At 59.7% G+C, this 25,896-nt stretch carries 26 protein-coding genes; 18 read left to right on the top strand and 8 right to left on the bottom strand.

Annotated elements, in window-relative coordinates:
* The first annotated feature begins 23 nt into the window (after nucleotides 1-23).
* Nucleotides 24-1,901, top strand: coding sequence for a GGDEF domain-containing protein (locus P3M64_RS00580; RefSeq protein WP_132940104.1), 1,878 nt, complete (start codon nucleotides 24-26; stop codon nucleotides 1,899-1,901).
* Here the strand turns inward: P3M64_RS00580 and mltG are convergent.
* The 5 genes from mltG to fabD form a co-directional block, all read right to left on the bottom strand.
* On the bottom strand, nucleotides 1,877-2,851 hold the full coding sequence (gene mltG, locus P3M64_RS00575; protein ID WP_132940105.1) for an endolytic transglycosylase MltG: 975 nt from the start codon (nucleotides 2,849-2,851) through the stop codon (nucleotides 1,877-1,879). The genes P3M64_RS00580 and mltG overlap by 25 nt on opposite strands.
* A gap of 13 nt (nucleotides 2,852-2,864) precedes the next feature.
* Nucleotides 2,865-4,130: a beta-ketoacyl-ACP synthase II gene (fabF, locus tag P3M64_RS00570; protein WP_132940106.1), complete on the bottom strand. Its 1,266-nt coding sequence runs from the start codon at nucleotides 4,128-4,130 to the stop codon at nucleotides 2,865-2,867.
* 102 nt (nucleotides 4,131-4,232) lie between these two features.
* On the bottom strand, nucleotides 4,233-4,466 hold the full coding sequence (locus P3M64_RS00565) for an acyl carrier protein (protein WP_132940107.1): 234 nt from the start codon (nucleotides 4,464-4,466) through the stop codon (nucleotides 4,233-4,235).
* 248 nt (nucleotides 4,467-4,714) lie between these two features.
* A complete protein-coding gene (gene fabG / locus P3M64_RS00560; RefSeq protein WP_132940108.1) occupies nucleotides 4,715-5,452 on the bottom strand; it encodes a 3-oxoacyl-[acyl-carrier-protein] reductase in 738 nt (245 codons plus the stop codon).
* 69 nt (nucleotides 5,453-5,521) lie between these two features.
* Nucleotides 5,522-6,460 (bottom strand): ACP S-malonyltransferase, encoded by a 939-nt coding sequence (gene fabD, locus P3M64_RS00555; protein WP_132940109.1) that lies wholly within the window; start codon nucleotides 6,458-6,460, stop codon nucleotides 5,522-5,524.
* 323 nt (nucleotides 6,461-6,783) lie between these two features.
* Here fabD and rpsF point away from each other — a divergent pair, with 323 nt between their 5' ends.
* The 13 genes from rpsF (at nucleotide 6,784) to P3M64_RS00490 (ending at nucleotide 19,928) form a co-directional block, all read left to right on the top strand.
* Nucleotides 6,784-7,236 (top strand): 30S ribosomal protein S6, encoded by a 453-nt coding sequence (gene rpsF / locus P3M64_RS00550; RefSeq protein ID WP_132940110.1) that lies wholly within the window; start codon nucleotides 6,784-6,786, stop codon nucleotides 7,234-7,236.
* On the top strand, nucleotides 7,236-7,463 hold the full coding sequence (gene rpsR, locus P3M64_RS00545; RefSeq protein WP_132940111.1) for a 30S ribosomal protein S18: 228 nt from the start codon (nucleotides 7,236-7,238) through the stop codon (nucleotides 7,461-7,463). The genes rpsF and rpsR overlap by 1 nt, the downstream gene beginning before the upstream one ends.
* A gap of 69 nt (nucleotides 7,464-7,532) precedes the next feature.
* A complete protein-coding gene (locus tag P3M64_RS00540) occupies nucleotides 7,533-8,471 on the top strand; it encodes a DUF2232 domain-containing protein (RefSeq protein WP_132940112.1) in 939 nt (312 codons plus the stop codon).
* A gap of 3 nt (nucleotides 8,472-8,474) precedes the next feature.
* On the top strand, nucleotides 8,475-9,092 hold the full coding sequence (rplI, locus tag P3M64_RS00535) for a 50S ribosomal protein L9 (RefSeq protein ID WP_132940141.1): 618 nt from the start codon (nucleotides 8,475-8,477) through the stop codon (nucleotides 9,090-9,092).
* A gap of 701 nt (nucleotides 9,093-9,793) precedes the next feature.
* Nucleotides 9,794-11,041 (top strand): SAM-dependent methyltransferase, encoded by a 1,248-nt coding sequence (locus P3M64_RS00530; protein ID WP_207893218.1) that lies wholly within the window; start codon nucleotides 9,794-9,796, stop codon nucleotides 11,039-11,041.
* 145 nt (nucleotides 11,042-11,186) lie between these two features.
* Nucleotides 11,187-12,701 carry a replicative DNA helicase gene (locus P3M64_RS00525; protein WP_132940113.1) on the top strand — a complete coding sequence of 505 codons (1,515 nt, stop codon included), beginning with the start codon at nucleotides 11,187-11,189 and terminating at the stop codon, nucleotides 12,699-12,701.
* Nucleotides 12,702-12,708: 7 nt separating this feature from the next.
* Nucleotides 12,709-13,920, top strand: a complete 1,212-nt coding sequence (alr, locus tag P3M64_RS00520; RefSeq protein ID WP_132940114.1) for an alanine racemase — start codon at nucleotides 12,709-12,711, stop codon at nucleotides 13,918-13,920.
* Nucleotides 13,917-14,690 (top strand): MlaE family ABC transporter permease, encoded by a 774-nt coding sequence (locus P3M64_RS00515; protein ID WP_132940115.1) that lies wholly within the window; start codon nucleotides 13,917-13,919, stop codon nucleotides 14,688-14,690. The genes alr and P3M64_RS00515 overlap by 4 nt, the downstream gene beginning before the upstream one ends.
* Nucleotides 14,687-15,463: an ABC transporter ATP-binding protein gene (locus tag P3M64_RS00510; protein ID WP_132940116.1), complete on the top strand. Its 777-nt coding sequence runs from the start codon at nucleotides 14,687-14,689 to the stop codon at nucleotides 15,461-15,463. Before P3M64_RS00515 ends, P3M64_RS00510 begins: the two co-directional genes overlap by 4 nt.
* 64 nt (nucleotides 15,464-15,527) lie before the next feature.
* Nucleotides 15,528-16,961, top strand: coding sequence for a DNA repair protein RadA (gene radA, locus P3M64_RS00505; protein WP_207893219.1), 1,434 nt, complete (start codon nucleotides 15,528-15,530; stop codon nucleotides 16,959-16,961).
* Nucleotides 16,954-17,697: a CvpA family protein gene (locus P3M64_RS00500; RefSeq protein ID WP_132940118.1), complete on the top strand. Its 744-nt coding sequence runs from the start codon at nucleotides 16,954-16,956 to the stop codon at nucleotides 17,695-17,697. Before radA ends, P3M64_RS00500 begins: the two co-directional genes overlap by 8 nt.
* 23 nt (nucleotides 17,698-17,720) lie before the next feature.
* Nucleotides 17,721-19,211, top strand: coding sequence for an amidophosphoribosyltransferase (gene purF / locus P3M64_RS00495; protein ID WP_132940119.1), 1,491 nt, complete (start codon nucleotides 17,721-17,723; stop codon nucleotides 19,209-19,211).
* Nucleotides 19,212-19,214: 3 nt separating this feature from the next.
* Nucleotides 19,215-19,928, top strand: a complete 714-nt coding sequence (locus P3M64_RS00490) for an SDR family NAD(P)-dependent oxidoreductase (protein ID WP_132940120.1) — start codon at nucleotides 19,215-19,217, stop codon at nucleotides 19,926-19,928.
* 36 nt (nucleotides 19,929-19,964) lie between these two features.
* Here P3M64_RS00490 and cobD read toward each other — a convergent pair whose 3' ends face one another.
* The gene (gene cobD, locus P3M64_RS00485) at nucleotides 19,965-21,023 is read right to left on the bottom strand and encodes a threonine-phosphate decarboxylase CobD (RefSeq protein WP_132940121.1); all 1,059 of its coding nucleotides are present in this window, start codon (nucleotides 21,021-21,023) and stop codon (nucleotides 19,965-19,967) included.
* 164 nt (nucleotides 21,024-21,187) lie between these two features.
* Between cobD and P3M64_RS00480 the strand changes: the two genes are divergently transcribed.
* A complete protein-coding gene (locus P3M64_RS00480) occupies nucleotides 21,188-21,496 on the top strand; it encodes a DUF3253 domain-containing protein (protein WP_132940122.1) in 309 nt (102 codons plus the stop codon).
* 43 nt (nucleotides 21,497-21,539) lie between these two features.
* Here the strand turns inward: P3M64_RS00480 and P3M64_RS00475 are convergent, their stop codons facing one another.
* Entirely contained in the window at nucleotides 21,540-22,262 is a 723-nt protein-coding gene (locus P3M64_RS00475; protein WP_132940123.1) for a tetratricopeptide repeat protein, read from the bottom strand.
* 133 nt (nucleotides 22,263-22,395) lie between these two features.
* Entirely contained in the window at nucleotides 22,396-22,779 is a 384-nt protein-coding gene (locus P3M64_RS00470) for a hypothetical protein (protein WP_132940124.1), read from the bottom strand.
* A 223-nt stretch (nucleotides 22,780-23,002) separates the two neighbouring features.
* Between P3M64_RS00470 and P3M64_RS00465 the strand changes: the two genes are divergently transcribed.
* The 3 genes from P3M64_RS00465 to P3M64_RS00455 all read left to right on the top strand — a co-directional run bounded on the left by P3M64_RS00465 (nucleotide 23,003) and on the right by P3M64_RS00455 (nucleotide 25,847).
* Nucleotides 23,003-23,578 carry a thioredoxin family protein gene (locus P3M64_RS00465; RefSeq protein ID WP_132940125.1) on the top strand — a complete coding sequence of 192 codons (576 nt, stop codon included), beginning with the start codon at nucleotides 23,003-23,005 and terminating at the stop codon, nucleotides 23,576-23,578.
* 56 nt (nucleotides 23,579-23,634) lie between these two features.
* Nucleotides 23,635-24,399, top strand: a complete 765-nt coding sequence (locus tag P3M64_RS00460; protein ID WP_132940126.1) for an RluA family pseudouridine synthase — start codon at nucleotides 23,635-23,637, stop codon at nucleotides 24,397-24,399.
* A 74-nt stretch (nucleotides 24,400-24,473) separates the two neighbouring features.
* On the top strand, nucleotides 24,474-25,847 hold the full coding sequence (locus P3M64_RS00455) for an MBL fold metallo-hydrolase RNA specificity domain-containing protein (protein WP_132940127.1): 1,374 nt from the start codon (nucleotides 24,474-24,476) through the stop codon (nucleotides 25,845-25,847).
* Nucleotides 25,848-25,896: the final 49 nt, after the last annotated feature.

Here is a 25,896-nt window from a genome sequence, read left to right as displayed (position 1 = left end):
AACTCAGCTTGGATAACCCACCCATGGCGATCCATTTCCCTGTTCATTTCCGAGATGTACCCGCCCCTCTCGAAAGGACGGAGAATCCGTTTACTCAAATCGCGTCGCCGCCTTTTCTCGGACAGGTCGAACGCCATATCGATATCGCCTTCCAGCCTATCGTCAACACCCTGACCGGAGCCTGTTACGCCGTCGAGGCCTTGCTTCGCGGACATGAGACTTTGGGGTTCACCACGCCTTTCGCGGTCTTCGATTACGCCCAAAAGCTGCAAATCCTTCATCAAATGGACCTGATCGTCCGCGAAAAAGCGATCCGCAAGTTCAGCGCCCTGGGGTTGGGCGAACAGGTGAAGATGTTCTTCAATCTCGACAATCGGATACTGAACTCCCCCGATTACCAGATGGGTGCGACGGTTCAGCTTCTCGAACGCCACGGCCTGCCGCCCTACGTGGTCTGTTTCGAGATATCCGAACGTCACGACATCGCCGGGCAAGGCAACATCAACCGGATATTGGACAATTACAAGGCGCAATCCTTCCGCCTTGCGATCGACGACTTCGGCACCGGATTTTCCGGCATGAAACTGCTCTACGAACGCAATCCCGATTACATCAAGATCGACCGCTTCTTCATTTCCGGGATATCGCGCGATAGCCGCAAGAAGCTGTTCCTCACCAACATCGTCAATCTGGCCCATGTCCTGGGCATCTTGGTGATCGCCGAAGGCGTCGAAACCGAGGAAGAATTCCTCACCTGCAAGGAAATCGGCTGTGATCTGGTGCAGGGGTTTTTGATCAAGAAGCCGACGATCGACGCCGCTCAAATCACATCGAATTATCCCATCGTCGAGGATATCAACCGCCGCGACCGGCGCAAGAACGCGCGCGACGACCATTTCATCAGCGAGCGCATCGAGCGCCTGCCGATCGTGCGCTTCGACGCCCCGATGGAAGACGTTTTCAAGATCCTGAGGAAAAACAAGAATCTGTCCTATTTTCCCGTGCTCGACGCCGTCGAACAGCCGATCGGTCTGATTCGCGAAAACGACATCAAGGAACTCAGCTATTCCCCCTACGGCAAGGATTTGATGGCGAACCGGGCCTACGGAAAAAAAGTCCAGGACTTTATCACGCCGTGCCCCATCGTCGATATCCGCACCAGCACCGACCGGGTGCTCGAATTTTTCTCCATGGCCGACGATTGCAAAGGCGTTCTGATTACCGACAATTCGCGCTATGTCGGATTTTTGACCGCAACGTCACTACTGAGGGCGATCAATGAAATGAACCTGGCCTGCGCGCGCGACCAAAACCCCCTGAGCAAGCTTCCCGGCAACAATATGATCGCCAATTTCGTCGCCGACGCTCTCGACGAGACCGAGCGCAATCTGACCTTGGTCTATTTCGACTTCGATAACTTCAAGCCCTTCAACGATACCTACGGGTTTCGCCAAGGGGACCGGGCGATCGTCTTGTTTTCCGATCTGATGCGCAAGACCTTCAACACCAGCGACACCTTTTTGGGACATATCGGCGGCGACGATTTTTTTGTCGGCGTCTACGATCAAGATATTCAAGACGTCGTCTCGACGACCACCGAACTGCGCGCCACGTTTTCACACAACGTGGAGAGCTTTTACGATCCCGACGACCGTCGGCGCGGCCACATCGTGGCCAACGACCGTCATGGCGTCGAGCGGCATTTTGATCTGTTGACGATCAGCGCCGCCGTCCTCCACCTGCCCCACGGCGTCGTGCGCCCATCCTTCGACAAGTTGTCCGAACGGATCGCCGTCATGAAGAAAAAGGCCAAAAAAGCCCCCAACGGCATCGATGTCGGTCTGCACGCCATAGACGAGGCCATCAACACGCACAGTCAGCTTCCATTATCATTTTGCTGAGTTTTCCGCCAACGTCGAACGTTGGCGTTATGCTCTTGCAATGTTTGCGCGAAAGCGTGCCCACCGCGACCGTTGGCGACGAAATAAATATCGGGCGTGCTTTGCGGATGCAAAACCGCCATGATCGATGCTCGCCCCGGATTGCAGATAGGGCCGGGAGGCAGTCCCTTGATCATATATGTGTTGTAAGGCGTCGCCGTATGCAAATCCTGATAGGTCAACGCCCGCCCCAGCGTGCCCTCACCCGCGCTGAGGCCATACACCACGGTCGGATCCGATTGCAGGCGCATTCCCCGTTTTAGGCGGTTAAAGAATACGCCGGCGACATGCGCGCGCTCTTCGGGAAGCGCGGTTTCCTTCTCGACGATCGAGGCCAACGTGATCGCCTGATTAATCGACGTCAACGGAAGGCCCGGCGCACGGCGCGCCCACAATCCATCGATCTCCCGGCGATCGGCGACGGTCATCCGGCGCACCAGAGCGTCGCGTTCGTCCCCCCAGGAATAATGGTAAGTTTCCGGCCAAAGCGCACCCTCGGCGGGCGATCGCGTTATTCTTCCGACCAACCCCTCGGCGCCTCGAATAATATCCAACACCTGCCTTGTGGTTAATCCCTCGGCAATGGTGAGCTTGCGCACCACCGTCTTTCCTGACACCAAAAGATTAAGAACATCGCGCGCGCTCGCCCCGGCGGGGAAAGCGTACTCTCCGGCCTTCAGTGTGGTATCGGCCCCGGATAGACGCACGGCGATGCGAAACACGGTGGGATGCCTGATAACCCCCACATCGGCAAGCCGGTGGGCGATCGCCCGCACCCCACCGCCCTTGGCGATCACCACGGTAATCGGCACGGTGGACGGCCCCGGCGCGTCGAATTGGGAATACCCCCACCACGACGCGCCGAGAATACCCCCGAGAATGACAAACAGAACGGCTAAAAGGCGCGCCATCCCCACGGCGGCTTTAAGTAAAGGCTTTAAAGATCAAGGACGCATTGGTGCCGCCGAAACCGAATGAATTGGACAGCGCCGCACGTACCGGGCGTTCCTTGGCTTGATGAGGAACCAGATCGATATCACAGCCGTCATCCGGGTTGTCCAGATTGAGGGTCGGTGGAACGACGCCGTTCTTGATCGCCAATACCGAAAACACACTTTCGACGGCGCCCGCCGCACCCAGCAAATGACCGATGGCCGACTTCGTCGATGACATCGAAAGACCGTTGACGGCGTCGCCAAAAGCCCGCTTGACGGCTTGCAATTCGATAACATCGGCCATTGTCGATGTGCCATGGGCGTTGATGTAGTCGATGTCCTCGGGGTTCATTTGGGCGCGTTTCATCGCCGCCTTCATACACCGATAAGCCCCATCACCGTCCGGGGTGGGCGCGGTGATGTGATAGGCGTCTCCGGTCAAACCATAGCCCACGACTTCCGCGTAAATTTGCGCGCCACGGGCCTTGGCGTGCTCTAATTCCTCGAGCACGACAACACCCGCGCCCTCGCCCATGACAAACCCGGAACGGTCCCGATCCCAGGGGCGCGAGCCTTTTTGCGGCTGATCGTTATAGGTCGCGCACAGCGCCTTGGCCTGTGAAAACCCGGCCATGCCCAAACGACAGCACGCCGCCTCGGCGCCGCCCGCGACCATGACGTCGGCATCGTCCCACATGATCAAGCGCGCGGCGTCGCCGATCGCATGCGCACCGGTGGAGCACGCCGTCACCACGGCATGGTTGGGTCCCTTAAAACCGTACTTGATCGAGACCTGTCCGGAAACCAGGTTGATCAGGCTGGCGGGAATGAAAAAGGGGCTGAGCCGGCGCACGCCGCCGCCCGATTCGCAATCGACGGTCAGCGAACCGTCGGCGATTTCGGGCAAGCCGCCGATTCCCGAACCGATCATCACGCCGGTGCGCACCAGCTCGCCTTCGTCGCTAGGCGTCCAACCGGCGTCCTCGACCGCTTCGCTGGCCGCACCTAGGCCATAGACGATAAAATCGTCCATGCGGCGGCGTTCTTTCGGGGTGACATAGGCGTCGATATTGAAATCCCCCACGCCTTCGCCCAGGGGCACCTGCCCGGCGATTTTGGCGGGAAGATCGGAAACATTGAATGAGGTGATGGAATCAATACCCGATTCGGCATTGACCAGACGATTCCAGGTATGTCGAGCGCCGCTCCCCAATGGGGAAACGACGCCGATACCGGTAATAACGACACGTCTCATGGCGAACAATTTAACTCCGTCATCGAGCGTAAATCGGATGTGAGGGATGATACCCCACGACGTCCAACGACAAAAGCCGTTTGAACGGCGGGGTCATCACGATCAGGTGTTGGCCGAAATAAAGTCGATGGCGTCTTTAATCGTCAGAATTTTTTCGGCGGCATCGTCGGGGATTTCGCACCCGAACTCTTCTTCGAAGGCCATCACCAATTCGACGGTATCAAGGCTGTCGGCGCCCAGGTCGTCAATGAAGCTGGCGTTTTCAACGACCTTCGCTTCGTCAACACCAAGATGGTCCAAGACGATCTTTTTAACGCGATCGGCGACGTCACTCATAATTCTTATTCCTCGAATCGAAGTTTGTTTATCCAGTTGCATATCTTCTTGTCGGACCCCGTTTTACCACGGATTTCCAACAATGCGCACCGTCTCTGTCTCGCCACGGGCGGGCGGAAAGTCTCGTTTCCTATCATACTTTTTTTTCCATGACCAGCGCTCATAACCCGGCTTTATGAGCGCCGTGCGGGGAAGCCTCCCCTCCCGCGTTAGCCGCGGTCCACGATCACATCTTCGCCGGGTCTCCGTCAAATCATGGCAAGCGCGCCGTTGATATGCAGTGTCTGGCCGGTGACATAAGCCGCCTCCTCACTGGCCAAATACAGAACGCCCGCGGCGATTTCCTCCGGGGTCCCCATGCGTCCGACGGGAATTTGCGCGTCGATCGCCGCTTTTTGCGCATCATTCAAGGCGTCGGTCATCGCCGTCGCGATAAATCCAGGAGCGACGCAATTGACCGTAATCCCGCGCGACGCCACTTCCTGGGCCAAGGATTTACTCATCCCGATCAGCCCCGCTTTCGATGCTGCGTAATTGGCCTGCCCCGCGTTTCCGGTCACGCCGACGACGGAACTCATCGACACGATGCGTCCCCAGCGCGCTTTCATCATCCCCTTCAAACACGCCCGCGTCAAACGGAATGCCGCCGTCAGATTGACGTCCAAAACGGATTGCCAGTCTTCGTCCTTCATCCGCACCGCCAAACCATCGCGGGTCAAACCAGCATTATTGATGAGAATGTCAACCCCGCCCATCGCCGCCACGGCGTCGGCGTACAGTTGGGCGGGCGCGTCGCCCTGGCTTAAATTGGCCGGGGTGACGAACGCGCCGTCCCCCAACGCGTCACGGAGCGCCTGCAATGGTTCTATGCGCGTGCCCGAAAGCGCCACCAACGCGCCCTGGCGACGCAAGACCCGCGCGATGGCGCCCCCGATTCCACCCGAGGCCCCCGTCACCAATGCCCTCTTGCCTGTCAAATCAAACATCTTTTTTCCTCTCTCGCCCGACCGAAGGCCGCGAACGTCTTTCTTTAACGTTATTCTCTATTACAATGTCTACAATGTCGCCGCAAACGCCTCGATGTCCTCGGGACCGTTGAGAGTGACGCACGCCAAATCGCGGTCGATCCTACGGGCCAATCCCGACAGCACCTTACCCGCACCGACCTCCAGAAGGGTATCGACGCCCGCCGCCTTCATGGCCAGGATGCTTTCGCGCCAGCGGACCGCTCCTGTCACCTGGCGGACCAGAAGATCGCGAATTTCATCCGCATCCACGGCGGATCGGGCGCTGACGTTGGCGATCAGGGGCGCCGACGGCGCACGCATCTCGACATCGGCTAGCGCCTCGGCCATGACCTCGGCGGCCGGTTGCATCAAGGCGCAATGAAAAGGTGCGCTGACGGGAAGCAGCACGCATTTTTTAGCGCCCCGCGCCTTGGCGATTTCGATGGCGCGGTCCACCGCGGCGGCCGTCCCACTGATCACCGCCTGACCGTCGGCATTGTCGTTCGCCGCCGCGCAGACGTCGCCTTGGGCGGCTTCCTCGGCCACCGCGCGCGCGCTTTGCCAATCCAGCCCCAGTAGGGCCGCCATCGCCCCCGCGCCGACGGGAACGGCCTCTTGCATCGCCCGCCCGCGCGTTCTTAAAAGCCGGGCCGTGTCGGCAAGCGTGAAGGTCCCCGCCGCGCACAGGGCGGTGTACTCGCCGAGCGAATGTCCGGCGACGAAAGCGCCGTGCGTCGCGATATCGATCCCGCCCTCGCGCAACACCGCCATCGCGGCCATCGAAACCGTCATCAGAGCGGGCTGTGCATTTTGCGTCAGGGTCAGTTCATCGTTCGGCCCTTCAAAAATAAGAGCGCTGAGGTTTTGCCCCAAGGCGTCATCGACTTCTTCGTAAACGGCGCGCGCCGAGGCGAAAGCGTCATAAAGCGCCCGCCCCATGCCGACGCTCTGTGCGCCTTGTCCGGGGAATACGAATGCGCGGGTCATCGGCGATTTTCCTTAATCCATCCATGTCTAACGTGGCGTCTTGGTCTAACGTGGCGTCTTGCGATTGAGCGAGGGATACACTGTCTCTTTTTTCTGTCAAGCCCTCGCACGGTTCGGGGCGACCCCTCGCACGGTTCGGGGCGACCCCTCGCACGGTTCGGGGCGACAACGACCGCCACCCGATGCGCCCGCGAGAACGGAGACGAGGCCTTGCGCCTGCGGAATAATGATGTATAGTGCGCGCCCTTGAGCTCCTTGCTGCGCCGCGTGGTGCAGCTATGTCCGGATGAGCCGGACTGAGACAATCCATAGGGAGAGAAACTATGGCTTTTTACGAAAGCGTGTTCATCGCGCGCCAGGACCTATCCGTCCAACAGACGGAAGCCCTGGGTGACGCCTTCTCCAAGGTGATCGAAGATAATGGCGGCAAGATCGCCAAACGGGAATACTGGGGCCTGCGCGCCCTGGCGTACAAAATCAAGAAAAACCGCAAGGGTCACTATATCCAGTTGACCATCGACGCGCCGGCTGCCGCGATCCACGAAATGGAACGCCAGATGGGCATCAACGAGGATCTTCTGCGTCACCTGACAATCCGCATCGACGAGATCGATATGGAGCCGTCGGTCATGATGCAAAAACCTCGTGACGAACGCCCCCGCCGTGGCGATCGTGGCGACCGCCCGGATCGTGGCGACCGCCCGGATCGTGGCGACCGCCCGGATCGTGGCGACCGCCCTCAGCGTAGCGACAACGCCAGAAACGGAGCAGAGTAATGAGCCGTCGTCCTTTTTTCCGGGGCCGCAAAAGCTGCCCCTTCGCCGGTCCCGGCGCCCCCAAGATCGATTTTCGCGACGTCAAGTTGTTGTCGCGCTATACCTCCGAGCGGGGCAAAATCGTCCCCAGCCGGATTACCGCCGTTTCGGCGAAAAAGCAGCGTGAACTGGCGAAGGCCATCAAACGGTCGCGCTATTTGGCGCTGATGCCTTATATCGTGCAATAAAAAGAGCTTCAGGGCCGCCATCACCGACGTCAGGATGGCGGAACTTAAGGCTCAAGCCAGGAGATTCAGGTGACCAAGGATAAAATTTACGCCTTGGTGGCCGGTGTGGTCAGCGCCATGATCACACTGGCTTCCCTTTCGGGGGGAACCTTCAACGCCTTGTTTCTCGCCTTCTTTGGCCCCCTGCCCCTCATGCTGGCGGGCTTGGGATACGGAATAGGCGCGTTGAGCATCGCCGCGGTGGTCGGTTTGGGCTTGATCACGGTCATCGGCGGTCCCTACGCGGCGGGGGTTTACGTGCTTTTTCACGCCCTGCCCGCCGGAATCACGGTGAAGTTGGCCCTGAGCAGGGTAAAGTGCAACGGCGCCGTGCGGTGGATTAAGGCGGGAGAAATTCTCGCCTGGTTGTGCGTGATCGGCGTCGTCGCCCTACTCGGGTTCGGTCTTTATGGACACTGGGTTCAAGATACCTTTTCCAACGCCGTGAAGGTGTATCTTGACTTCCGTTTCCAGGAGATCGCACCCAACCAGGACGCTGCGGCGAGAGCGCGCTTTGTCTCGCATCTTGCGGCATTTTTCCCCGGACTCCTCGGGGGAGGCTGGATCGTTTTGGTGTCGGTGAACGCCGCCGCCGCACAGGCCTTGCTGGCGCGCGGAGGAAAAAGTATTCGGCCCTCACCGGCCTATCGGGACCTTATTTTGCCCGGTTGGTTTTCCTGGCCTTTGATTTTGGCCGCGGTCGGGGCCTTGATCGGGAGCGGAGAAATAGAATACGCCGGCAGGCAAATCGTATTGCTTTTGTCGGTAGCGTTCTTTTTCTTGGGTCTTGCGGTTATCCATTCCTTGATGCGCCGTGTGGCGTTTCGGGGGGTCTTGTTGGCGCTACTTTATGTGGTGTTGGTGTTTTCCGGATGGTTTTCCATGGTGGTCACCGGAATTGGTATGATTGAACAGTGGGCCGGTCTACGCGAACGTTTCGCGGACCCCAAGAACGGCCAGGAGGTGTGAGTGATGGAAGTCATTCTGTTAGAACGAATTGAAAAGCTCGGTCAGATGGGCGACGTGGTCAACGTGAAACCCGGCTACGCCCGCAATTTTCTTCTGCCGAGGAACAAGGCGCTGCGCGCAAACGCAGACAATATGAAACGCTTCGACGATCAACGGGCTCAGCTTGAGGCCGAAAATCTAAAACTTCGCGAAGAAGCGGCGGCGGTTTCCGAAAAAATGCAGGGACTGACGGTCGTGTTGATCCGTCAGGCCGGCGAAAGCGGGCAGTTGTACGGCTCGGTCAATGCGCGCGATATCGCCACCTCGGTAAGCGAGGCCGGGTTCACCATCGCCCGCACCCAAGTCGCCTTGAATACCCCGATCAAGACCTTGGGACTGTTCGACGTTCGCGTCGATCTGCACCCCGAAGTGTCGGTCGTGGTCCGCGCCAATGTCGCACGCACCCTGGACGAGGCGGAAATTCAAGCAAAAACCGGCGCGGCCTTGGTCGGGCAAGATCACGGAGCCCTCGAAGAAGACACCCCGTCGGACGAAGATGTCTTCGAGGTCCCCTCACAGGACGCCGAAGAAGACTTCGGTGAAGTCGAGAACATCGAAGCGGACATAGAGAAAGACGAATAACGGCCTCTCGCCGTCTTCATCTTAATCTTACGCTGTTTTTACGCGATCGTTTTGGCGGCGCGCTCCCGAAAGGGGCGCGCCGCCGGCATTTTTACGCGCGCATGGCGGCAATTCCCTCAGCGTATTTTCAAAAACGCGCATTTTCGAGTACTATTTCCACCCTTGGGACGCCACGATCCTTCTTGGCCCACTTTTTCCGGTATTTTGGGCAATGACGTTCCTTTGATGATGGCGCCTTGACGCCACACCCGGATGTGGCCCCTTCTCGACCCACTAGGGTCAGGGCCTATTAATCTGAAGCGTCTGGTTTGTGTAAAATGTCACAGACCTAGTGGTTTGAATTTAACATTTGAGTCCGATGCAATTGGACACAAATGTGTGAAGAAATCAAACTGCAACAAAAAGATAGATAGTGGTCGGCCCGATGGTTCGCGGGGGCGAAACGTCGGAGTCGATCCACTAGGAGAAGACTTGCCGGAAGTGCCGTTCACTTTCAAAAGTCTTCGACGACGTTCCTGGGGCATTTTTCACAAATCCCCGCGGGACGGAATGAATTTAAGCGCGGATATCGTTGTAAAACCTTTACAATGAGCGCCATTGCGGCGGGTTCTCCGCCTAACCCACACTTAAATTCATCTCCGTCAGACGCTTCAGATTAACAGGTTCTGACCCTAATCACCTATAAGCACGGAGGGTTTACAGTGAAGCTCTTGTCCTTATTGTTACGACAATTGATCCAGGTCGGCACGCTGCGCGTCATTGATTGGAGAGGGAAAATCCATGTTTTCGAAGGCGCCTATGTCGGACCGCACAGAACGATCCGCCTCCATGACCGCCGCGTCGCTTACGCTCTATTCCTGAACCCGGAGCTTGCCCTCGGCGAAGCCTATACCGACGGTCGCCTGACGATCGAAGGGGGGCAAGGCATATACGATTTTCTCGATTTTATCGGCGCCAACATGGCGTTGCGGGACGGTTTTGTCCCCTTTACCCGGATAGCGGGGGCGGTCCGTTTCGCCCTGCGGCGCTTGCATCAACTCAACCCTCCCGGTCGGGCGCGGCGCAATGTCGCTCACCACTACGATCTTTCGGCGACCCTCTACGACCTGTTCCTCGATGCCGACCGGCAATATTCCTGCGCCTATTTCGAAACCGGCGCGGAGACCCTGGACGAGGCCCAGGAAAAGAAAAAACGTCATATCGAGGCCAAACTCCTTCTGAAGGAAACCCACCGCGTTCTCGATGTCGGCTCGGGGTGGGGGGGGCTCGCCTTGGATATCGCGCGCCAGAGCGGCGCCCGGGTCGATGGCGTCACACTATCTACGGAGCAGTTGGGTTATGCGCGAACGCGCGCCGAAAAGGCGGGACTGGATGCGCGCGTGCACTTCGATCTTCGCGATTACCGTACGGTCGAGGGGAAATATGACCGGATCGTCTCGGTGGGGATGTTCGAACACGTCGGCGTTGATCATTACGTCCGCTTTTTCCAAAAAATGGGGGACCTTCTGAAGGACGACGGGGTCTTCCTGCTGCACACCATAGGCAGGATGGATGGACCGAGCGGAACCAATCCGTGGATTCGTAAATACATCTTCCCCGGCGGCTATAATCCGTCCCTGTCCGAGGTTGCGCGAGCGGTCGAAAGGGCGAACCTCAACATCCTGGATATCGAAATCCTGCGCCTGCATTACGCCGAAACCCTGAAGGCCTGGCGCGCCCGTTTCACCGCCAACCGCGCGCGCGCCGAGGAGCTTTACGACGCCCGCTTTTTCCGCATGTGGGAATTTTATCTGGCGCTCAGCGAAATGGCTTTTCGACGCCTCAGACACGTCGTTTTCCAAATTCAAATCGGCAAGGAGATCACGGCGACCCCCTTGACCCGCACCTACATCACCGAACGGGAACATCGTAATGACGCAAACGGGCGCCTTCCCCACAGAGTGGCCTGAACGAAAGCCGACGGAACCGCCTCGCATCGAGGGTTCGAAAGTATATCGGCGCGGCGAACATATCCCCGGGTTTAAGGCAATTCACAACCGTCCCCCAATCGGTTAATAGAGGTGCTTTCCGTCGATTTGATGTACCCTCGATTTCATGACCACAAACCCACCACTTGAGGAAGATCGCCTCGCCGCCGCCCTCGGCGTTCCCGAACTCGCGCCCACGGCCCCGGCGTACCGCACGCCACCGCACAACCCGGACGCCGAAAAAGCGCTTTTGGGCGCGATCCTGACCAACAATCGCGCCCATGAAAAGGTTTCCGAGTTCCTGCGCGCCGAACATTTTTCCGACCCGGCCAATTGTCTGATTTACGACGCCTGCACGCGGCTGATCGAACGGGGACAGATCGCCGATCCTGTCACCTTGAAAAGTTTCTTCAGCCAGACCGACGCCCTGTCCAAGGTCGGCGGCGCGCAGTACCTCGCCGAACTGGCCGGCGCGGCGGTGACCATCATCAACGCCGGGGAATACGGGCGCATCGTTTTCGATCTTTACCTGAAGCGCGAAATGATTGCGCTGGGCGAGGACATCGTCAACGACGCCTATAGCCCGGATATCGACAAACCCGCCAATCAACAAATCGAAAGCGCCGAACAGCATCTGTTCAATCTGGCGACGCAGGGCGAATACGAAGGTGGTTTCCAGGATTTCAAGACCTCGATCATCGAAGCGGTCCACATGGCCGAGGTCGCCCACAAGCGCGAAGGCGCGCTGGCCGGGGTAACGACGGGCCTGCGCGATCTCGACCAAATGCTGGGCGGTTTGCACCCGTCCGATCTTCTGATCCTGGCCGGTCGTCCCTCGATGGGAAAGACCGCCCTGGTCACCAACATCGCCTACAACGCGGCCTACTCGCACTTTCGTTCGGGCGGCGAGGAAGGCGCCGTGGTCGGTTTCTTTTCGTTGGAAATGTCCGCCGAACAGTTGGCCGCGCGCATCCTTTCCGAACAAACCGAAATATCGTCGGACAAAATGCGCAAGGGCGAACTGGCGAACGAGGAATTCACCCGCCTGGTGGTCGCCAGCCAGGAATTGCACCGCATCCCGATTTTCATTGACGATACCCCGGCGCTCACGGTCAGCGCCCTAAGAACCCGCGCCAGGCGTTTAAAACGCCAACACAATCTGGGCCTGATCGTGGTCGATTACCTACAATTGATCTCTCCGCCGCCGGGCAAAAACGATGGCCGCGTCAACGAGGTGTCGGAAATCACCCGCGGCCTGAAAACCTTGGCCAAGGAATTGGGGGTTCCCGTGATCGCCCTGTCGCAGCTCTCGCGCGCGGTGGAAAGCCGCGATCCGCCGCGTCCGCAGTTGTCCGATCTGCGCGAGTCGGGTTCCATCGAACAAGACGCCGACGTGGTGATGTTCATTTACCGCGAAGAATATTATCTGGAACGCAAGAAACCCGCCCAGCGCGCCGACGACGACGGAGCGAAGTTCGCCGACCGCGAAGCCAAATGGGAAGAGGCCATGGACCGGGTGCGCAATCTGGCCCAGGTGATCGTCGCCAAACAACGCCATGGCCCGATCGGCGACGTGACCTTAATGTTCCAGGGGCAGTTCACCCGCTTCGGCGATCTCGATCGTCAACATTTTCAGGAATAATCCCCAAATGACCAGCGCCATGAGCCCCAGCGATTACGATCGCGCGTGCGCCGTTTTAAGCGTCGATCTGGACGCCCTGGCGGACAATTGGCGCCTGTATCGCGATACCGTCGGCCCCACCTGCCAGGCGGCGGCGGTGGTCAAGGCGGCGGCCTATGGCCTGGACGCTCGGCGCATCGCCCCGGCGTTGAAAGCCGCCGGATGCCGGCTTTTTTTCGTCGCCCACCTCGACGAGGCGGTGGCGCTGCGCCAAACCTTGGGCCGGGACGTCGAAATCGCCGTGCTTAACGGCCTGATGGCGAAGTGCGAAAGCGTCTTCGCCGAGCACGACCTGATCCCGGTCCTCAACGATCCCGGTTCCGTCGCGGCGTGGCGCGCCTTTGCGCGGCGCTTGGAAAGTCCTTACCCCGCTATGATCCATCTCGACACCGGGATGTCGCGCCTGGGGTTTTCCCCTGCCGAAACACAAGCCCTGATCGACGATCCCACGGCGCTTGACGGGATTGACGTGCGCGCCGTGATCAGCCACCTCGCCTGCGCGGATGAGCCGGATCATCCCTTGAACGTCCGTCAGTTGGCGACGTTTGGGGCCGCCCTGGACGCCCTCGGTCGCGCGCCCTCCCACAGCCACGGCGTCGATAGGCGACCGGCGGCGTCGCTCGCCAATTCCTCGGGGGTCTTCTTAGGTTCGCGTTATCATTTCGATTTCGTCCGCCCGGGAGCGGCCCTATACGGCGTCAATCCGACCCCCCATGCCCCCAACCCGATGGCTCAAGTCGTTCGCTTGCAAGGGAAAATCCTACAAATCCGTACAATTGACACCCCTTTGAGCGTTGGCTATGGTGCGACGGTCGAACCATCGATAGGCAGCCGTATCGCGACCGTTGGCGTGGGTTATGCGGATGGCTATCCTCGATCCCTCAGTAATGGCGCGACCGCCTACCTGGGCGATCATGCCGTAACGGTCGTAGGACGCGTCTCTATGGATTTGATCACCATCGATGTGACCCGGGTTCCCCCCGCGCTGCTCCACCCCGGCGCGCTGGTGGATTTGATCGGGCCGCACAACCCGGTTGACGCCGTCGCCCACCAAGCCGGCACGATCGGCTATGAAATTTTAACCGGGCTAGGATCGCGCTTCCACCGCGTCTATATCGAGAAGGGCGGCGCACACGCATTCGGACCCGCCTCCGCGCACGCGAGAGGCGCCGACGCATGAATTTTTTACAGCCCATCGGACGCATGTTCATCGCCTTCTTGCACGCCACGGGGCGGCTAAGCACGTTCGCCGCCTCCGGCGTCGGCCATTGTGTGCGCGCACCGTTTTATCCCCGCCAAGTCGTGCGCCAGATGGTCGATATCGGTTATTTTTCCCTACCCGTCGTCGGTCTGACCGCCGTCTTCGCCGGGATGGTTCTGGCGCTGCAGAGCTATACCGGGTTTTCGCGTTTTTCCGCCGAGGGGGCGATCGCCAACGTCGTCGTGCTGTCGATCACCCGCGAACTGGGACCGGTCCTCGCGGGCCTAATGGTGGCGGGGCGCATCGGGGCGTCGCTGGCCGCCGAAATCGGCACCATGCGGGTCACCGAACAAATCGACGCCCTGAGCACTCTGTCCACCGAACCGATGAAATACCTGGTCGCGCCACGCCTGATCGCGGGCGTCACCATGTTCCCGATCCTGGTGCTGATCGCCGACATCATCGGGGTCTTCGGCGGTTATCTGGTGGCGGTTTATAAGCTTGGCTTCAATCCGTCCAACTACCTGCAAAATACGTGGAATTTCCTTACCGCCGAGGATGTCAATTCGGGATTGGTCAAGGCCGCGGTATTCGGGTTCACGGTTTCCCTGATGGGCTGCTATCATGGCTATAACTCCAAGGGCGGGGCGCAAGGCGTCGGCGCGGCGACGACCAACGCCGTGGTCAGCGCCAGCATCCTGATCCTTTGTTTCGATTACATCCTAACCGTGGTGTTTTTCACCAAATGACCAACCACACCCCGAAAATTCGACTCCGCGATGTCCGCAAGGCCTTCGGTCGCAAGGTTGTTCTGGACGGCATCGACCTGGATGTCGCCAAAGGCGAATCGGTGGTCGTCATCGGCGGCTCGGGCACAGGAAAATCGGTCATGTTGAAATCGGTGCTCGGTCTGCTCACCCCCGACGGCGGCGCGATCGAGGTTGACGGCGAAAGCGCCATCGACGTTTCCAACGACGTACGCGCCCGCATCAACCGCAAATTCGGCATGCTGTTCCAGGGCGCGGCCCTGTTCGATTCCCTGCCGGTATGGGAAAACGTGACTTTCAAGATTCTGGCGGAAAAAAAGGCCACCCGGTCCCAAGCCCGCGACATCGCCGTCGAAAAACTTGCCCAAGTCGGCCTGGAGGCGGACGTGGCGAGCCTGTATCCCGCCGAACTGTCCGGCGGGATGCAAAAACGCGTCGGACTGGCGCGCGCCATCGCCGCCGACCCCGAGATTATTTTTTTCGACGAGCCGACCACCGGCCTCGATCCGATCATGGCCGATGTCATCAACAACTTGATCGTCAAGATCACCCGCGAGACGGGCGCCAGCGCACTGTCGATCACCCACGACATGGCCAGCGTGCGCAAAATCGCCGATCGCGTCGCGATGCTTTACCAAGGTAAAATCATCTGGGCGGGTCCGGTGTCGGAAATCGACAATTCGGGCAACCCCTATGTCGATCAGTTCATCCACGGCCGCGCCGAAGGCCCCATCATAATGACCGCGAAGGCCTGAGCGCCATGAACAAGACGTCCATAGCGCGCCGCGCCGCCTGATTTTTCACCGAAGGATGCCTGCCTTGGCCACGAAAACCGCCCGTTTCGTCTGTCAGCAATGCGCCGCCGTCACCGCCAAATGGGCGGGCCGCTGCGAAAGCTGCGGCGCTTGGAATTCGATCAGCGAGGAGGCTCTGCCCGAAAGCACGCCCAAGGGGCTGAGCGCGCGCAAGGGGCGGACCATCACCTTCGTCCCCCTGGAGGGAGAGCGCACCGTCACCGCGCGCAAAAAAACCGGGATCGAGGAATTCGATCGCGTCGCCGGGGGCGGCCTGGTGGCGGCGTCGGCGTTGCTTGTCGGCGGCGACCCGGGAATCGGAAAATCGACACTGTTGCTTCAGGTCACGGCGAAAATGGCGGCCGGGGGGGCGCGCTGCGCCTATATTTCCGGCGAAGAGGCGATCGACCAACTGCGCCTGCGCGCGGCGCGCCTAGGCTTGGCGAAGTCTCCCGTTTCCCTGGCCGCCGCGACATCGGTGCGCGATATCGTCACCACCCTGGATCAAGGCGCGCCGTTCGATCTGGTGGTTATCGATTCGATCCAGACCATGTATATCGATTCCATAGAGTCGGCCCCCGGCACGGTTTCACAGGTACGCACCTGCGCCCAGGAACTGGTCCGCCTCGCCAAACGCCGGGGGTTTTGCGTCGTCCTGGTCGGTCATGTCACCAAGGACGGCCAGATCGCCGGTCCCCGCGTGGTCGAGCACATGGTCGATGCCGTACTCTATTTCGAGGGCGAACGTAGCCATCAGTTCAGAATTTTGCGGGGCGTCAAGAACCGTTTCGGCGCAACCGACGAAATCGGCGTTTTCGAAATGTCGGACAAGGGCCTCGGCGAGGTCCCCAATCCGTCCGCCTTGTTCCTCGGCGAGCACGACAGCTCGGTCAGCGGCGGCGCCATTTTCGCCGGGATCGAGGGCACCCGACCGATGCTCGTCGAAATTCAATCGCTTCTGTCTCCATCGGCGCTAGCGACGCCCCGGCGCGCCGTCGTCGGCTGGGACAGCGCCCGCTTGGCGATGATCATGGCGGTGATGGAATCGCGCTGTGGACTGGCGCTGGCGGGCAATGACGTCTACCTAAACATCGCGGGCGGCCTTAAAATCAACGAGCCGGCGGCGGACCTCGCGGTGGCCGCCGCCCTGGCTTCGAGCTTGAGCGGCGCGCCGGTGCCGGAAAAAACCGTCATTTTCGGAGAAATCGGCCTGTCCGGAGAAATCCGCGCCGTCTCCCACGCCCAAGCCCGGCTCAAGGAGGCCGCAAAATTGGGGTTTGTTCATGCCATTGTCCCCAAACGCCGCGCACGGTCTGCGGAAAAAAATAGGAAAGATGGGGAAACTGGATTAAAAACAACCGAAATCGCACACCTTCAGGATCTGTTGGCTCTATTCGACGCGCCACCCCGGCGCCCGAGCGGCCCAACACCGGATCGCAACGGACGCGCCCATGGATAAATTACCTTTCAATGTCGTCGATATCGCCGTCGTCGGCGTCATACTTTTATCCGCGCTGTTGGCCTATGCGCGTGGGGCGGTTCACGAGGTCCTGTCCATCGGCGCCTGGATCGGGGCCGTCGTCGCCACGATTTACGGCGCGCCGTTCGTCAAACCCTACGCGCGAAGCCTGATCCCGGCGCAAATCTTCGCCGATTTGGTCGCCGGAGCGGCGATCTTCATTTTGACGCTGGTCGTCCTATCCTTGATTACCCGCATTCTTTCATCGCGGGTCAAGGGCAGCGCACTAGGCGCGCTTGATCGCGCATTGGGATTTTTGTTCGGTATTTTGCGTGGCGCGCTTTTGGTCGTTTTGGCGTACATCGCATTGAATTGGGCGCTTCCCCGCGAAACGCCGGTCGTTATCGCCGGGCCGGGCGCCACGACCATTCAAACCGGTAAAATGAAGCAAAATTGGCCCACGTGGCTGCTTGCCGCGCGCGCGATGCCGGTCATCGAAACCGGCGCCCGGGTGCTTAAGGGCGTACTGCCGAAAAGCGCCGCTCAGGCCGCAAAAACCGGCGGCGACGCCGCGAACAACCTGCGTGAGAAAACCCAAAAACTACTCGACGCCCAAAAAATTCTTAAAGACGCCATTACCCCCACACCGAAAAATTCCGGCGCGAACAAGGATCCCGTTGGATACGGCGCCCGCTCGCGTAGTGAAATGGACCGTCTGTTCGACAACAATCAATAACGATGATATCGAGAACCGAAGCCATGACCCACGCCGCACCGCCTCCCGTCGTCCCTTCGTCCCGTGCCGACGCTTCCCTCGACGATGACCATTTTCACGACGAATGCGGTGTCTTCGGGGTCTACAATCACCCCAATGCGGCGGCGCTGACGGCCCTGGGGTTACACGCCCTTCAGCACCGCGGCCAGGAAGCCGCCGGCATCGTCAGCTATGATGAAACCCACTTCCACAGCCATCGCGCACTTGGCGTCGTCGGCGACAATTTCAACTCCGAGGACGTCATCAACCAACTGCCCGGCACGCTCGCGGTCGGGCACGTGCGTTATTCCACCTCGGGTGGGACCCTGCTGCGCAATGTCCAGCCGCTGTTCGCCGACCTCGTTTTCGGCGGTTTCGCCATCGCTCATAACGGCAACCTAACCAACGCCCACACCTGCCGTCACGAATTGGTCGAAAACGGGTGCATCTTTCAGTCCACCAGCGACACCGAAACTTTCCTTCATCTCATCGCCACCAGCCACTATCGCAAAGTCCTCGACCGTTTGACCGACGCCCTAAATCGGGTTCAGGGCGCGTATTCCCTGGTCGCCCTGACCCGACGCAAGTTGATCGGGGTACGCGACCCGTTGGGGGTGCGCCCTCTCGTTCTGGGGCGGGTCGGCGACGCCTGGGTGATGGCCTCGGAAACCTGCGCCCTGGACATCATCGGCGCCGATTACGTACGCGACGTCGAGCCCGGTGAAATCGTCGTTATCAGCGAAGATGGCCTCAAAAGCATAAAACCGTTCCCACCGCAAAAATCCCGTTTTTGCATCTTCGAACACATCTACTTCGCCCGTCCCGACAGCGTCATGGATGGACGCAGCGTATATGGCGTGCGCAAGGAAATCGGCGCCGAACTCGCCCGCGAAAGTCATGTCGAGGCCGACATGGTCGTGCCGGTTCCCGATTCTGGGGTGCCCGCCGCCATCGGCTATGCCCGCCAATCGGGGATTCCGTTCGAATTGGGGATCATCCGCAACCACTACGTCGGGCGAACGTTCATTCAACCGGGCGATCATATCCGCCATCTGGGCGTCAAATTAAAGCACAACGCCAACACCGCCCACGTCAAGGGCAAGCGCGTGGTCTTGGTTGACGATTCGATCGTGCGCGGCACCACGTCGGTGAAGATCGTCGAGATGATGCGGGCCGCCGGGGCCAAGGAAATCCACATGCGTATCTCCAGTCCGCCGACGACCCATCCGTGCTATTACGGCATCGACACACCCGATCAGGACCAGTTGATGGCGCATAAATATTCAATAGCGCAAATGGCCGCCCACATCGGAGTCGATACCCTGGCCTTCATCAGCCACGATGGCCTTTACCGCGCGTTGGGCGAGGAAAAGCGCGACGCCGATTGCCCGCAGTATTGCGACGCCTGCTTTACCGGCGACTACGCCATCCCCCTTGTCGATCACAACAACTTGACGGAACCCCAACAGCTTTCGCTGCTGGCGGAAAAGGTTTAAACGATGACCACACAAAACAAACGCCTGGACGGTCGCGTCGCCGTGGTGACCGGAGCATCCAGGGGAATCGGACGCGCCGTCGCCCTGCGCTATGCCCAAGAAGGCGCCCACGTGATCGCCTGCGCGCGGACCACCGGAGCCCTTGAGGAGCTTGACGACGCCATCGCCGCCGTCGGCGGTTCGGCGACCCTGGCGCCCTTCGACATCACGGACTTTCCCGCCATCGACCGCCTCGGCGAGGCTATCCATGGACGTTGGAAAAAACTCGACATTCTGGTCGGAAACGCGGGCATGCTGGGAACCCTGACCCCAATGGGGCACATGAAACCGGACGAGTGGGACGATGTTCTTAAGGTCAACCTAACCGCCAATTGGCGCCTTCTGCGCAGCCTCGACCCCCTGCTTCGCCAATCGGACGCCGGGCGCGCCATTTTCGTCACCAGCACGGTAGGCCATCAACCGCGTGCGTTCTGGAGCGCCTATGCCGTGAGCAAGGCGGGCCTGGAGATGATGGCGCGGACCTATGCCCAGGAAATGGAAAAAAGCACCGTACGCACCAACTTGATCAACCCGGGGGCCACCCGTACGACAATGCGCATCGAGGCGATGCCCGGCGAAGACCCAAAAACGGTCAAGTCGCCCGAAAGCATCACCGAAGCCTTCGTCGAGCTGGCCGAACCGACGTGCACGCGCAATGGCGACCTGATCGAACTGTAACCCACCCCTCACTGCCGCAATGAACCGGCGCGCCAATTAGAACAGCGCCGCGTGTAGGGCTTTCTCGAAACGGGACCATTGCCCCGGTGCGCCCGGCAGCCCAAAGCGCAACCAGTCGCCATGGTCGTCGAAGCGACGCACCAAGATTCCCGCCCGCGCCAAGGCCGCGAAAACGGAGGATGCTTGGGGAACGCGCGCAACCTGAGGAACCCGCGCCAGGCGAAACAGGTCCGTGCCGCCGACGGGGACAAGCCCCGCAGCGCCCAAAATCGCATCCAGGCGCAGGGCGCTGTCCTTCAGCCGGGCGCGGGTATCGGCGATCCAACGCGTATCGGATAGGGCCTGACGCCCAATCGCCAACGCCGGCCCTGAAATATGCCATGGCCCCAAAGCCTCCGACAGTCCGGTGCAAATGGGACGGCCCGCCACGGCGAAGCCCAGACGAAGTCCCGCCAAGCCAAAAAATTTTCCGAACGAGCGCAGCACGATCACCCCGCGGTGATCGTGTCGCCCGATAATGCTGCATTCAGGCGTCATGTCGGCAAAGGCTTCATCGACAATTAGCCACCTTCCCTGCGCGCTCAACGCTTCTCCCAGCGCCGCCAAACGTTCCACCGCCCACACCCGGCCATCGGGATTATTCGGATTGACGACGACAATGACGGCGCAATCGTCAAGGCCGTCCTCGGGGATATTCAAAAGATCGACGCGATGACCGGCGCGCCGCCAGACCAGCGCGTGTTCGCCATAAGTCGGCGAGACGACGCCAACCCGCCCAACCGGACGTAGCCGCGCCAACCACTGAATCAGCGCCTGAGTCCCAGGCGCGGCGATCAAGGAAATTTCCCGCGCCCGGGACATATCGACGCCGTAATATTGCCGAGCGGCCTGTATCAGATCGTTATGGGCGCCCGCGTCGGGAAGCCGTCGCCAAACATCGTCGTTCGGGGCGTCGAAGGCGTAGGCCCATGGATTTATCCCCGTGGACATATCGATCCAACCGTCGGAGGGTCGCCCAAAGCGGTTTTCCGCTTCTCGAAGGTCGCCACCGTGAAGAATTGATGTTGGGGGATGGCCCGCATCGTACGTATTCATGTGCACCACTTATCAAAAAATCCGACCTGCGCGTCCGACACCGTTTTATAGACCGCTCTTTTTATTTCCCCAACCGATTGATGATCGACGCGTCCCCCGGGTCGTGATAGACAAGGCCATCATACACGCGCCCTTGCGCCAAACGGAATTAATCGACGCACATCATGCCCAGTAATACCGAAAAACCTCCCTTGGACCCCGTCGCCCAAACGATTATCGATATGCTGGCCGGCGGCGCAACACCGACGTTCCAGGACGTCGCCAAGGCGATCGCCAAGGCGCGCGCCAAGCCCAAGGACGGTCCGGACGCTTGGCGGCGTTACCTGACGGCGGTGCGCCAACAGGCCTTGTATCTCGCGCGCAACGGCAGCCTGGAACTCACCCGCAAGGGCGTGGCCATAGATCCCAATGATTTCAAGGGGCTGGTCAGAATTCGTTTGCCGCAAGCGGCGGACCGACACGCAACGGACTGACCGCAGAGAACTATTCGCCGGGGATGAAACCCAAGAAACGACCTCATTGCGCCGAAATCGCCTGGTCGCGAAGCATTTTTTCCCCAACGCCGATTTGATATTTACTCATTTCAACACGAATTCTTTTCAAGGCCGAGCGTGGATCGTATTTCGGATTGATCGCCAACGCCTGATCGGCGTGGCGGGCCGCCAGGGTGTACCAATAATAAGCCTGGACCAAATCGACCTTAAGTCCCCAACCTTCCTCGTACATCGCCCCCAACAAATATTGCGCGCCCGCGTGTCCTCGCGCCGCGGCCATACGGTAATATTTAAGCGCCTTGCTAAAATCGTTCTCTACCCCCCGACCGGTAAAATACAATCGGCCGAGGGCGAATTGCGCAGGAACGCTCTTGCCGAAGGTCGCCGCCAGACGGTACCACTTCGCCGCGGCATAATAATCCTGGGTCACGCCAAGCCCACGCTCATACAAAACAGCCATATCGTAGGCGGCTTGGACATCGCCCTTGTCCGCCGCCTTTTTGTACCAATCCATCGCCCTGTCGGGCGCTTTGGGGACACCGTCGCCGTTTAGGTAGGCGTCGCCGAGAAGCACCATCGCTTTTTCATCGCCCCTTTCCGCCGATACGCGCAAGGCTTCGGTGTGCTGACTTTTTTTCATGGAAAGTAAGGTCTGAGGATCCTCCCCATGGCCGCGCAGCAAAAGCCAAAGGGCCAACCCGGAAATGGCGACAAGCAGGGCGATAGCGATAAACAGACGGCGCATGGGGCCTCTTTTACATATGAATCGCGACAAAAAAACGACCCGACTATAACATGTCGCGTCTCTCTCCTGCCATGGTCGATGACCAAATGACGCCGCCCGAAAAACGATGGGATTGCGCTAGGGCCAGGACCTATTAATCTTCGGAACGGACCCGCGCGGAAGGATCCTGGGAAGGATCGGGGTTCTTGTAACACGTCACATTGCCGAGCGTGCGATAGCAATACACGTCGGCGACCGGGTTCGCCTCATCCTCGACGCAATACGTACGGCCTTGCTCCAGACGCACCGACGAGCAATTTTTCCCACTGTAATGAGAAACGATATGGTCGCCGATGGTTTTATCGGTCAGGATGACGCTGGTCCCCTCAACCGCCAAAAAAGCCGCAACTTGCGCCGGCAAGGTGGTCGGGTACACGCTTGACGGCGACGAACAGGCCCCCAACGAAAAAACCACGGCGGCGCCTAAAAACGCGGCGCGCCACGCCAAAGGTTTCGGACTTGAGAATATTGCCGTCATCGATGCCACCTTTATTTATTTATTTATTCTTCTTACGAAGACTTTTTTCATGGTGCGCGGTGCGCGCAAAAATCGCCTCTAACCCATCTACAGTATCCCCTGCGAGCCGTTAAGGGCGCGTTAAGGCGACCCGCCCCTTGCCAGACGGGGCGATCGCGGTTATCAAAATTCTCGCCGCATATCATCAACGGCCTCGACATCAGCAGCAAAGGAGAACGCCGACATGGTTTCCCTGAACACGCCAATTTGCGATTTTGGCTGGAAAGCGCCGGATTTTTCTTTACCGGGCGTCGATGGGAAAACCCATACCTTGGCCGGCGTGCGCGGCGGGCGGGGAACGCTGGTGATGTTCATCTGCAACCACTGCCCCTACGTCAAGGCGGTCATTGAGCGCATCGTTCGCGACAGCCGGGATCTTCAGGCGCTGGACATCGGCGTGATCGCCATCATGTCCAACGATCCGCACGACTATCCGGAAGATTCCTTCGACAACATGGGACGCGTAGCCCGGCATTTTGGTTTTACTTTCCCCTATGTTTTCGACGAAACGCAAGAGGTCGCCAAGGCCTATGGCGCCGTCTGCACCCCCGATTTTTTCGGCTTTAACGACGCACTCGAACTGCAATACCGGGGCCGCTTGGACAGCTCCAAAAAGGAAAGCGCCCCCGCGGACGCCCACCGCGATCTTTTCGAGGCGATGCGCCACGTCGCCCAGACGGGACATGGCCCCAAGGAACAAATCCCGTCCATGGGCTGTTCGATCAAGTGGCGCGAGGATCCCACCCGGCCATCGGGTTGACGGATACGAAAATCGGACCTTGACGGACGAGGCGCGGCGGTCGATACCTGCGCCTTATGAAACCCGACGATCTCCTCGCCCGCCTGCTGTATCGCGATTCGTTGATGCTCATCATCGACAAGCCGAGCGGCCTTCCCGTGCATGGTGGACCAAAAGGCGGCGACAATCTGGAACGTCATTTCGACCCGTTGCGTTTCGGTCTTCCCAAACCGCCCGCCCTCGCCCACAGACTCGATCGCGACACCAGCGGCTGTCTGATTTTGGGTCGCCACACCAAGGCGCTACGCAAACTCGGCAAGCTGTTCGCCGAGGGCCGGATCGAAAAAACCTATTGGGCGGTCGTTGGCAACGCCCCAGTGGAAACGTCGGGAACGATCGACCTTCCTCTCAAAAAGCTAACCCCTAAGGGCGGCTGGAAAATGACCGCCGCCCCGAACGATCCCGATGCAAGACCCGCCGTTACCGATTGGCGCGTGTTGGGTCGCGCCGGGGGTCTGGCGTGGCTGGAACTGAAGCCACGCACGGGGCGCACCCATCAGTTGCGCGTCCACCTCGGCGCCATCGGAAGCCCCATCGTCGGCGATAAGGTCTACGGGGCCAGCCTGTTGGGCGACGATGCCGCCCCCCTGCACCTGCACGCCCGACAGGTTATCATCCCGCTGTATCCTTCGCGCGCGCCCATAACAATAACGGCGTACCCCCCTCCTCATATGTTAACCGCACTGAGAGCCTGTGGTTTCGATGAGGCCCCGCCCCCCGTTCCCTCTGGAGAAAGCGCGCCCGCCAGACAGGAAGAGGCGTCAAAAAATACTGCGAAATAAGCCGTTGGCGAATGCGCTATGGCGCGCCGCGCGCTATGATGATCCGTGTAGGGGAAAATAGTGAGGCTCAGCCAATGAAAATAACATTTCTCGGAGGGGCCGGCACCGTTACCGGATCCAAGACGCTACTGGCGCTAGACGGACAATCCGTTCTCGTCGATTGCGGTCTTTTTCAGGGACTGAAGGAGCTACGCCTGAAAAATTGGGCGCCCTTGCCGATTTCGCCCAAGGATGTTGACGCCGTCGTCCTCACCCATGCCCACATTGATCATTCGGGATATCTGCCCCTGTTCGTCAAGAACGGCTTCAAGGGGCCCATCGTCAGCACCCAAGGCACCGCCGAATTATGCAAAATCTTGTTGCCCGACAGCGCCATGCTTCAAGAAAAAGACGCCGAATTCGCCAACCGCCACGCCTTTAGCAAACATCATCCGGCGCTGCCGTTATACACCCGCCGCGACGCCGAAAAGGCGCTGCGGCTGTTCCACCCCATCGCTTACGACACGCTCTATGACTTGAATGGACGCCTCAAGGTACGCTTTCTTTCCGCCGGACACATCCTGGGCGCCGCCATGGCTAAAATAAGCTGGAAGAAACTCGATGGAACGCCGCGCAGTCTTATTTGTTCCGGCGACTTGGGACGGCCCAACGATCTCGTCATGACCCCGCCCCAACCTTTGCCCGAATGCGATTACCTCATCGTGGAATCGACCTACGGCAACCGCCTCCACGACAACCAGGATATGGAAAAGACGGTCGCCGATATTATCACGCGCACCGCGAAACGCGGGGGAACGGTCCTCATTCCAGCCTTCGCCGTGGGTCGCGCGCAACTCATATTAACTCTGGTTCACCGCCTAAAAAAACGCGGCTCCATTCCCGATATTCCCGTTTTCCTGGACAGTCCGATGGCGATAAGCGCCTCGGAGATTTTCCGCCATCATCCCACCCTGCACCGCCTGAGCGCCACCGAGGCCGAGGACATTTGCAGCCAAGCCCGCTACGCACGCACGCCGGAGCAGTCGATCGCGTTGGACCACGATCGCATGGCCAAGATTGTGATCTCAGCCAGCGGCATGGCGACCGGTGGGCGGGTTCTGCACCACCTCAAGCACATGGCGCCGGACAGACGCAACACGCTCCTTTTCACCGGGTTCCAGGCTCCTGGAACCCGCGGGGACACCATCACCCAGGGCGCCACCAGCGTCAAAATTCACGGACGGCAAATTCCTATCCAAGCCGAGGTCCACAACCTGCAGATGCTGTCGGCCCATGCCGACCAGGAGGAAATCATGGACTGGCTGAAAACCAGCCCCGCCGCGCCGAAGATGACGTACGTCAATCACGGCAACCCGGAGGCGTCCGAGACCCTGCGCGCGCGCATTCAAAAAGACCTCGGTTGGGCCTGCGCCGTGGGCGAGAGCGGTCGGAGCGTCACGCTGCCTTAAGCCCGGACGCCTCAAAACACAGAGGCCCGCGAAAGCCGTCCGCAGGGCG

Origin of the sequence: Varunaivibrio sulfuroxidans (assembly GCF_029318635.1) — a bacterium.
Classification (GTDB): Bacteria; Pseudomonadota; Alphaproteobacteria; order Rhodospirillales; family Magnetovibrionaceae; genus Varunaivibrio; species Varunaivibrio sulfuroxidans.
This window is presented reverse-complemented; position numbering and strand designations above follow the sequence as displayed.

Excerpts from the sequence above, each read along its gene's own strand:
- fabD (WP_132940109.1), bottom strand. The coding sequence starts at position 6,460 with ATGACCCGCGCATTCGTATTCCCCGGACAAGGCGCACAGAGCGTCGGC.
- cobD (WP_132940121.1), bottom strand. The coding sequence starts at position 21,023 with ATGAATACGTACGATGCGGGCCATCCCCCAACATCAATTCTTCACGGT.
- P3M64_RS00460 (WP_132940126.1), top strand. The coding sequence starts at position 23,635 with ATGAAACCCGACGATCTCCTCGCCCGCCTGCTGTATCGCGATTCGTTG.
- rplI (WP_132940141.1), top strand. The coding sequence starts at position 8,475 with ATGGAAGTCATTCTGTTAGAACGAATTGAAAAGCTCGGTCAGATGGGC.
- P3M64_RS00490 (WP_132940120.1), top strand. The coding sequence starts at position 19,215 with ATGACCACACAAAACAAACGCCTGGACGGTCGCGTCGCCGTGGTGACC.
- P3M64_RS00515 (WP_132940115.1), top strand. The coding sequence starts at position 13,917 with ATGAATTTTTTACAGCCCATCGGACGCATGTTCATCGCCTTCTTGCAC.
- P3M64_RS00470 (WP_132940124.1), bottom strand. The coding sequence starts at position 22,779 with ATGACGGCAATATTCTCAAGTCCGAAACCTTTGGCGTGGCGCGCCGCG.
- purF (WP_132940119.1), top strand. The coding sequence starts at position 17,721 with ATGACCCACGCCGCACCGCCTCCCGTCGTCCCTTCGTCCCGTGCCGAC.
- alr (WP_132940114.1), top strand. The coding sequence starts at position 12,709 with ATGACCAGCGCCATGAGCCCCAGCGATTACGATCGCGCGTGCGCCGTT.
- P3M64_RS00465 (WP_132940125.1), top strand. The coding sequence starts at position 23,003 with ATGGTTTCCCTGAACACGCCAATTTGCGATTTTGGCTGGAAAGCGCCG.
- P3M64_RS00455 (WP_132940127.1), top strand. The coding sequence starts at position 24,474 with ATGAAAATAACATTTCTCGGAGGGGCCGGCACCGTTACCGGATCCAAG.
- P3M64_RS00565 (WP_132940107.1), bottom strand. The coding sequence starts at position 4,466 with ATGAGTGACGTCGCCGATCGCGTTAAAAAGATCGTCTTGGACCATCTT.
- mltG (WP_132940105.1), bottom strand. The coding sequence starts at position 2,851 with ATGGCGCGCCTTTTAGCCGTTCTGTTTGTCATTCTCGGGGGTATTCTC.
- P3M64_RS00475 (WP_132940123.1), bottom strand. The coding sequence starts at position 22,262 with ATGCGCCGTCTGTTTATCGCTATCGCCCTGCTTGTCGCCATTTCCGGG.
- rpsF (WP_132940110.1), top strand. The coding sequence starts at position 6,784 with ATGGCTTTTTACGAAAGCGTGTTCATCGCGCGCCAGGACCTATCCGTC.
- fabF (WP_132940106.1), bottom strand. The coding sequence starts at position 4,130 with ATGAGACGTGTCGTTATTACCGGTATCGGCGTCGTTTCCCCATTGGGG.
- P3M64_RS00510 (WP_132940116.1), top strand. The coding sequence starts at position 14,687 with ATGACCAACCACACCCCGAAAATTCGACTCCGCGATGTCCGCAAGGCC.
- rpsR (WP_132940111.1), top strand. The coding sequence starts at position 7,236 with ATGAGCCGTCGTCCTTTTTTCCGGGGCCGCAAAAGCTGCCCCTTCGCC.
- P3M64_RS00480 (WP_132940122.1), top strand. The coding sequence starts at position 21,188 with ATGCCCAGTAATACCGAAAAACCTCCCTTGGACCCCGTCGCCCAAACG.
- P3M64_RS00525 (WP_132940113.1), top strand. The coding sequence starts at position 11,187 with ATGACCACAAACCCACCACTTGAGGAAGATCGCCTCGCCGCCGCCCTC.
- P3M64_RS00580 (WP_132940104.1), top strand. The coding sequence starts at position 24 with ATGGCGATCCATTTCCCTGTTCATTTCCGAGATGTACCCGCCCCTCTC.
- P3M64_RS00500 (WP_132940118.1), top strand. The coding sequence starts at position 16,954 with ATGGATAAATTACCTTTCAATGTCGTCGATATCGCCGTCGTCGGCGTC.
- fabG (WP_132940108.1), bottom strand. The coding sequence starts at position 5,452 with ATGTTTGATTTGACAGGCAAGAGGGCATTGGTGACGGGGGCCTCGGGT.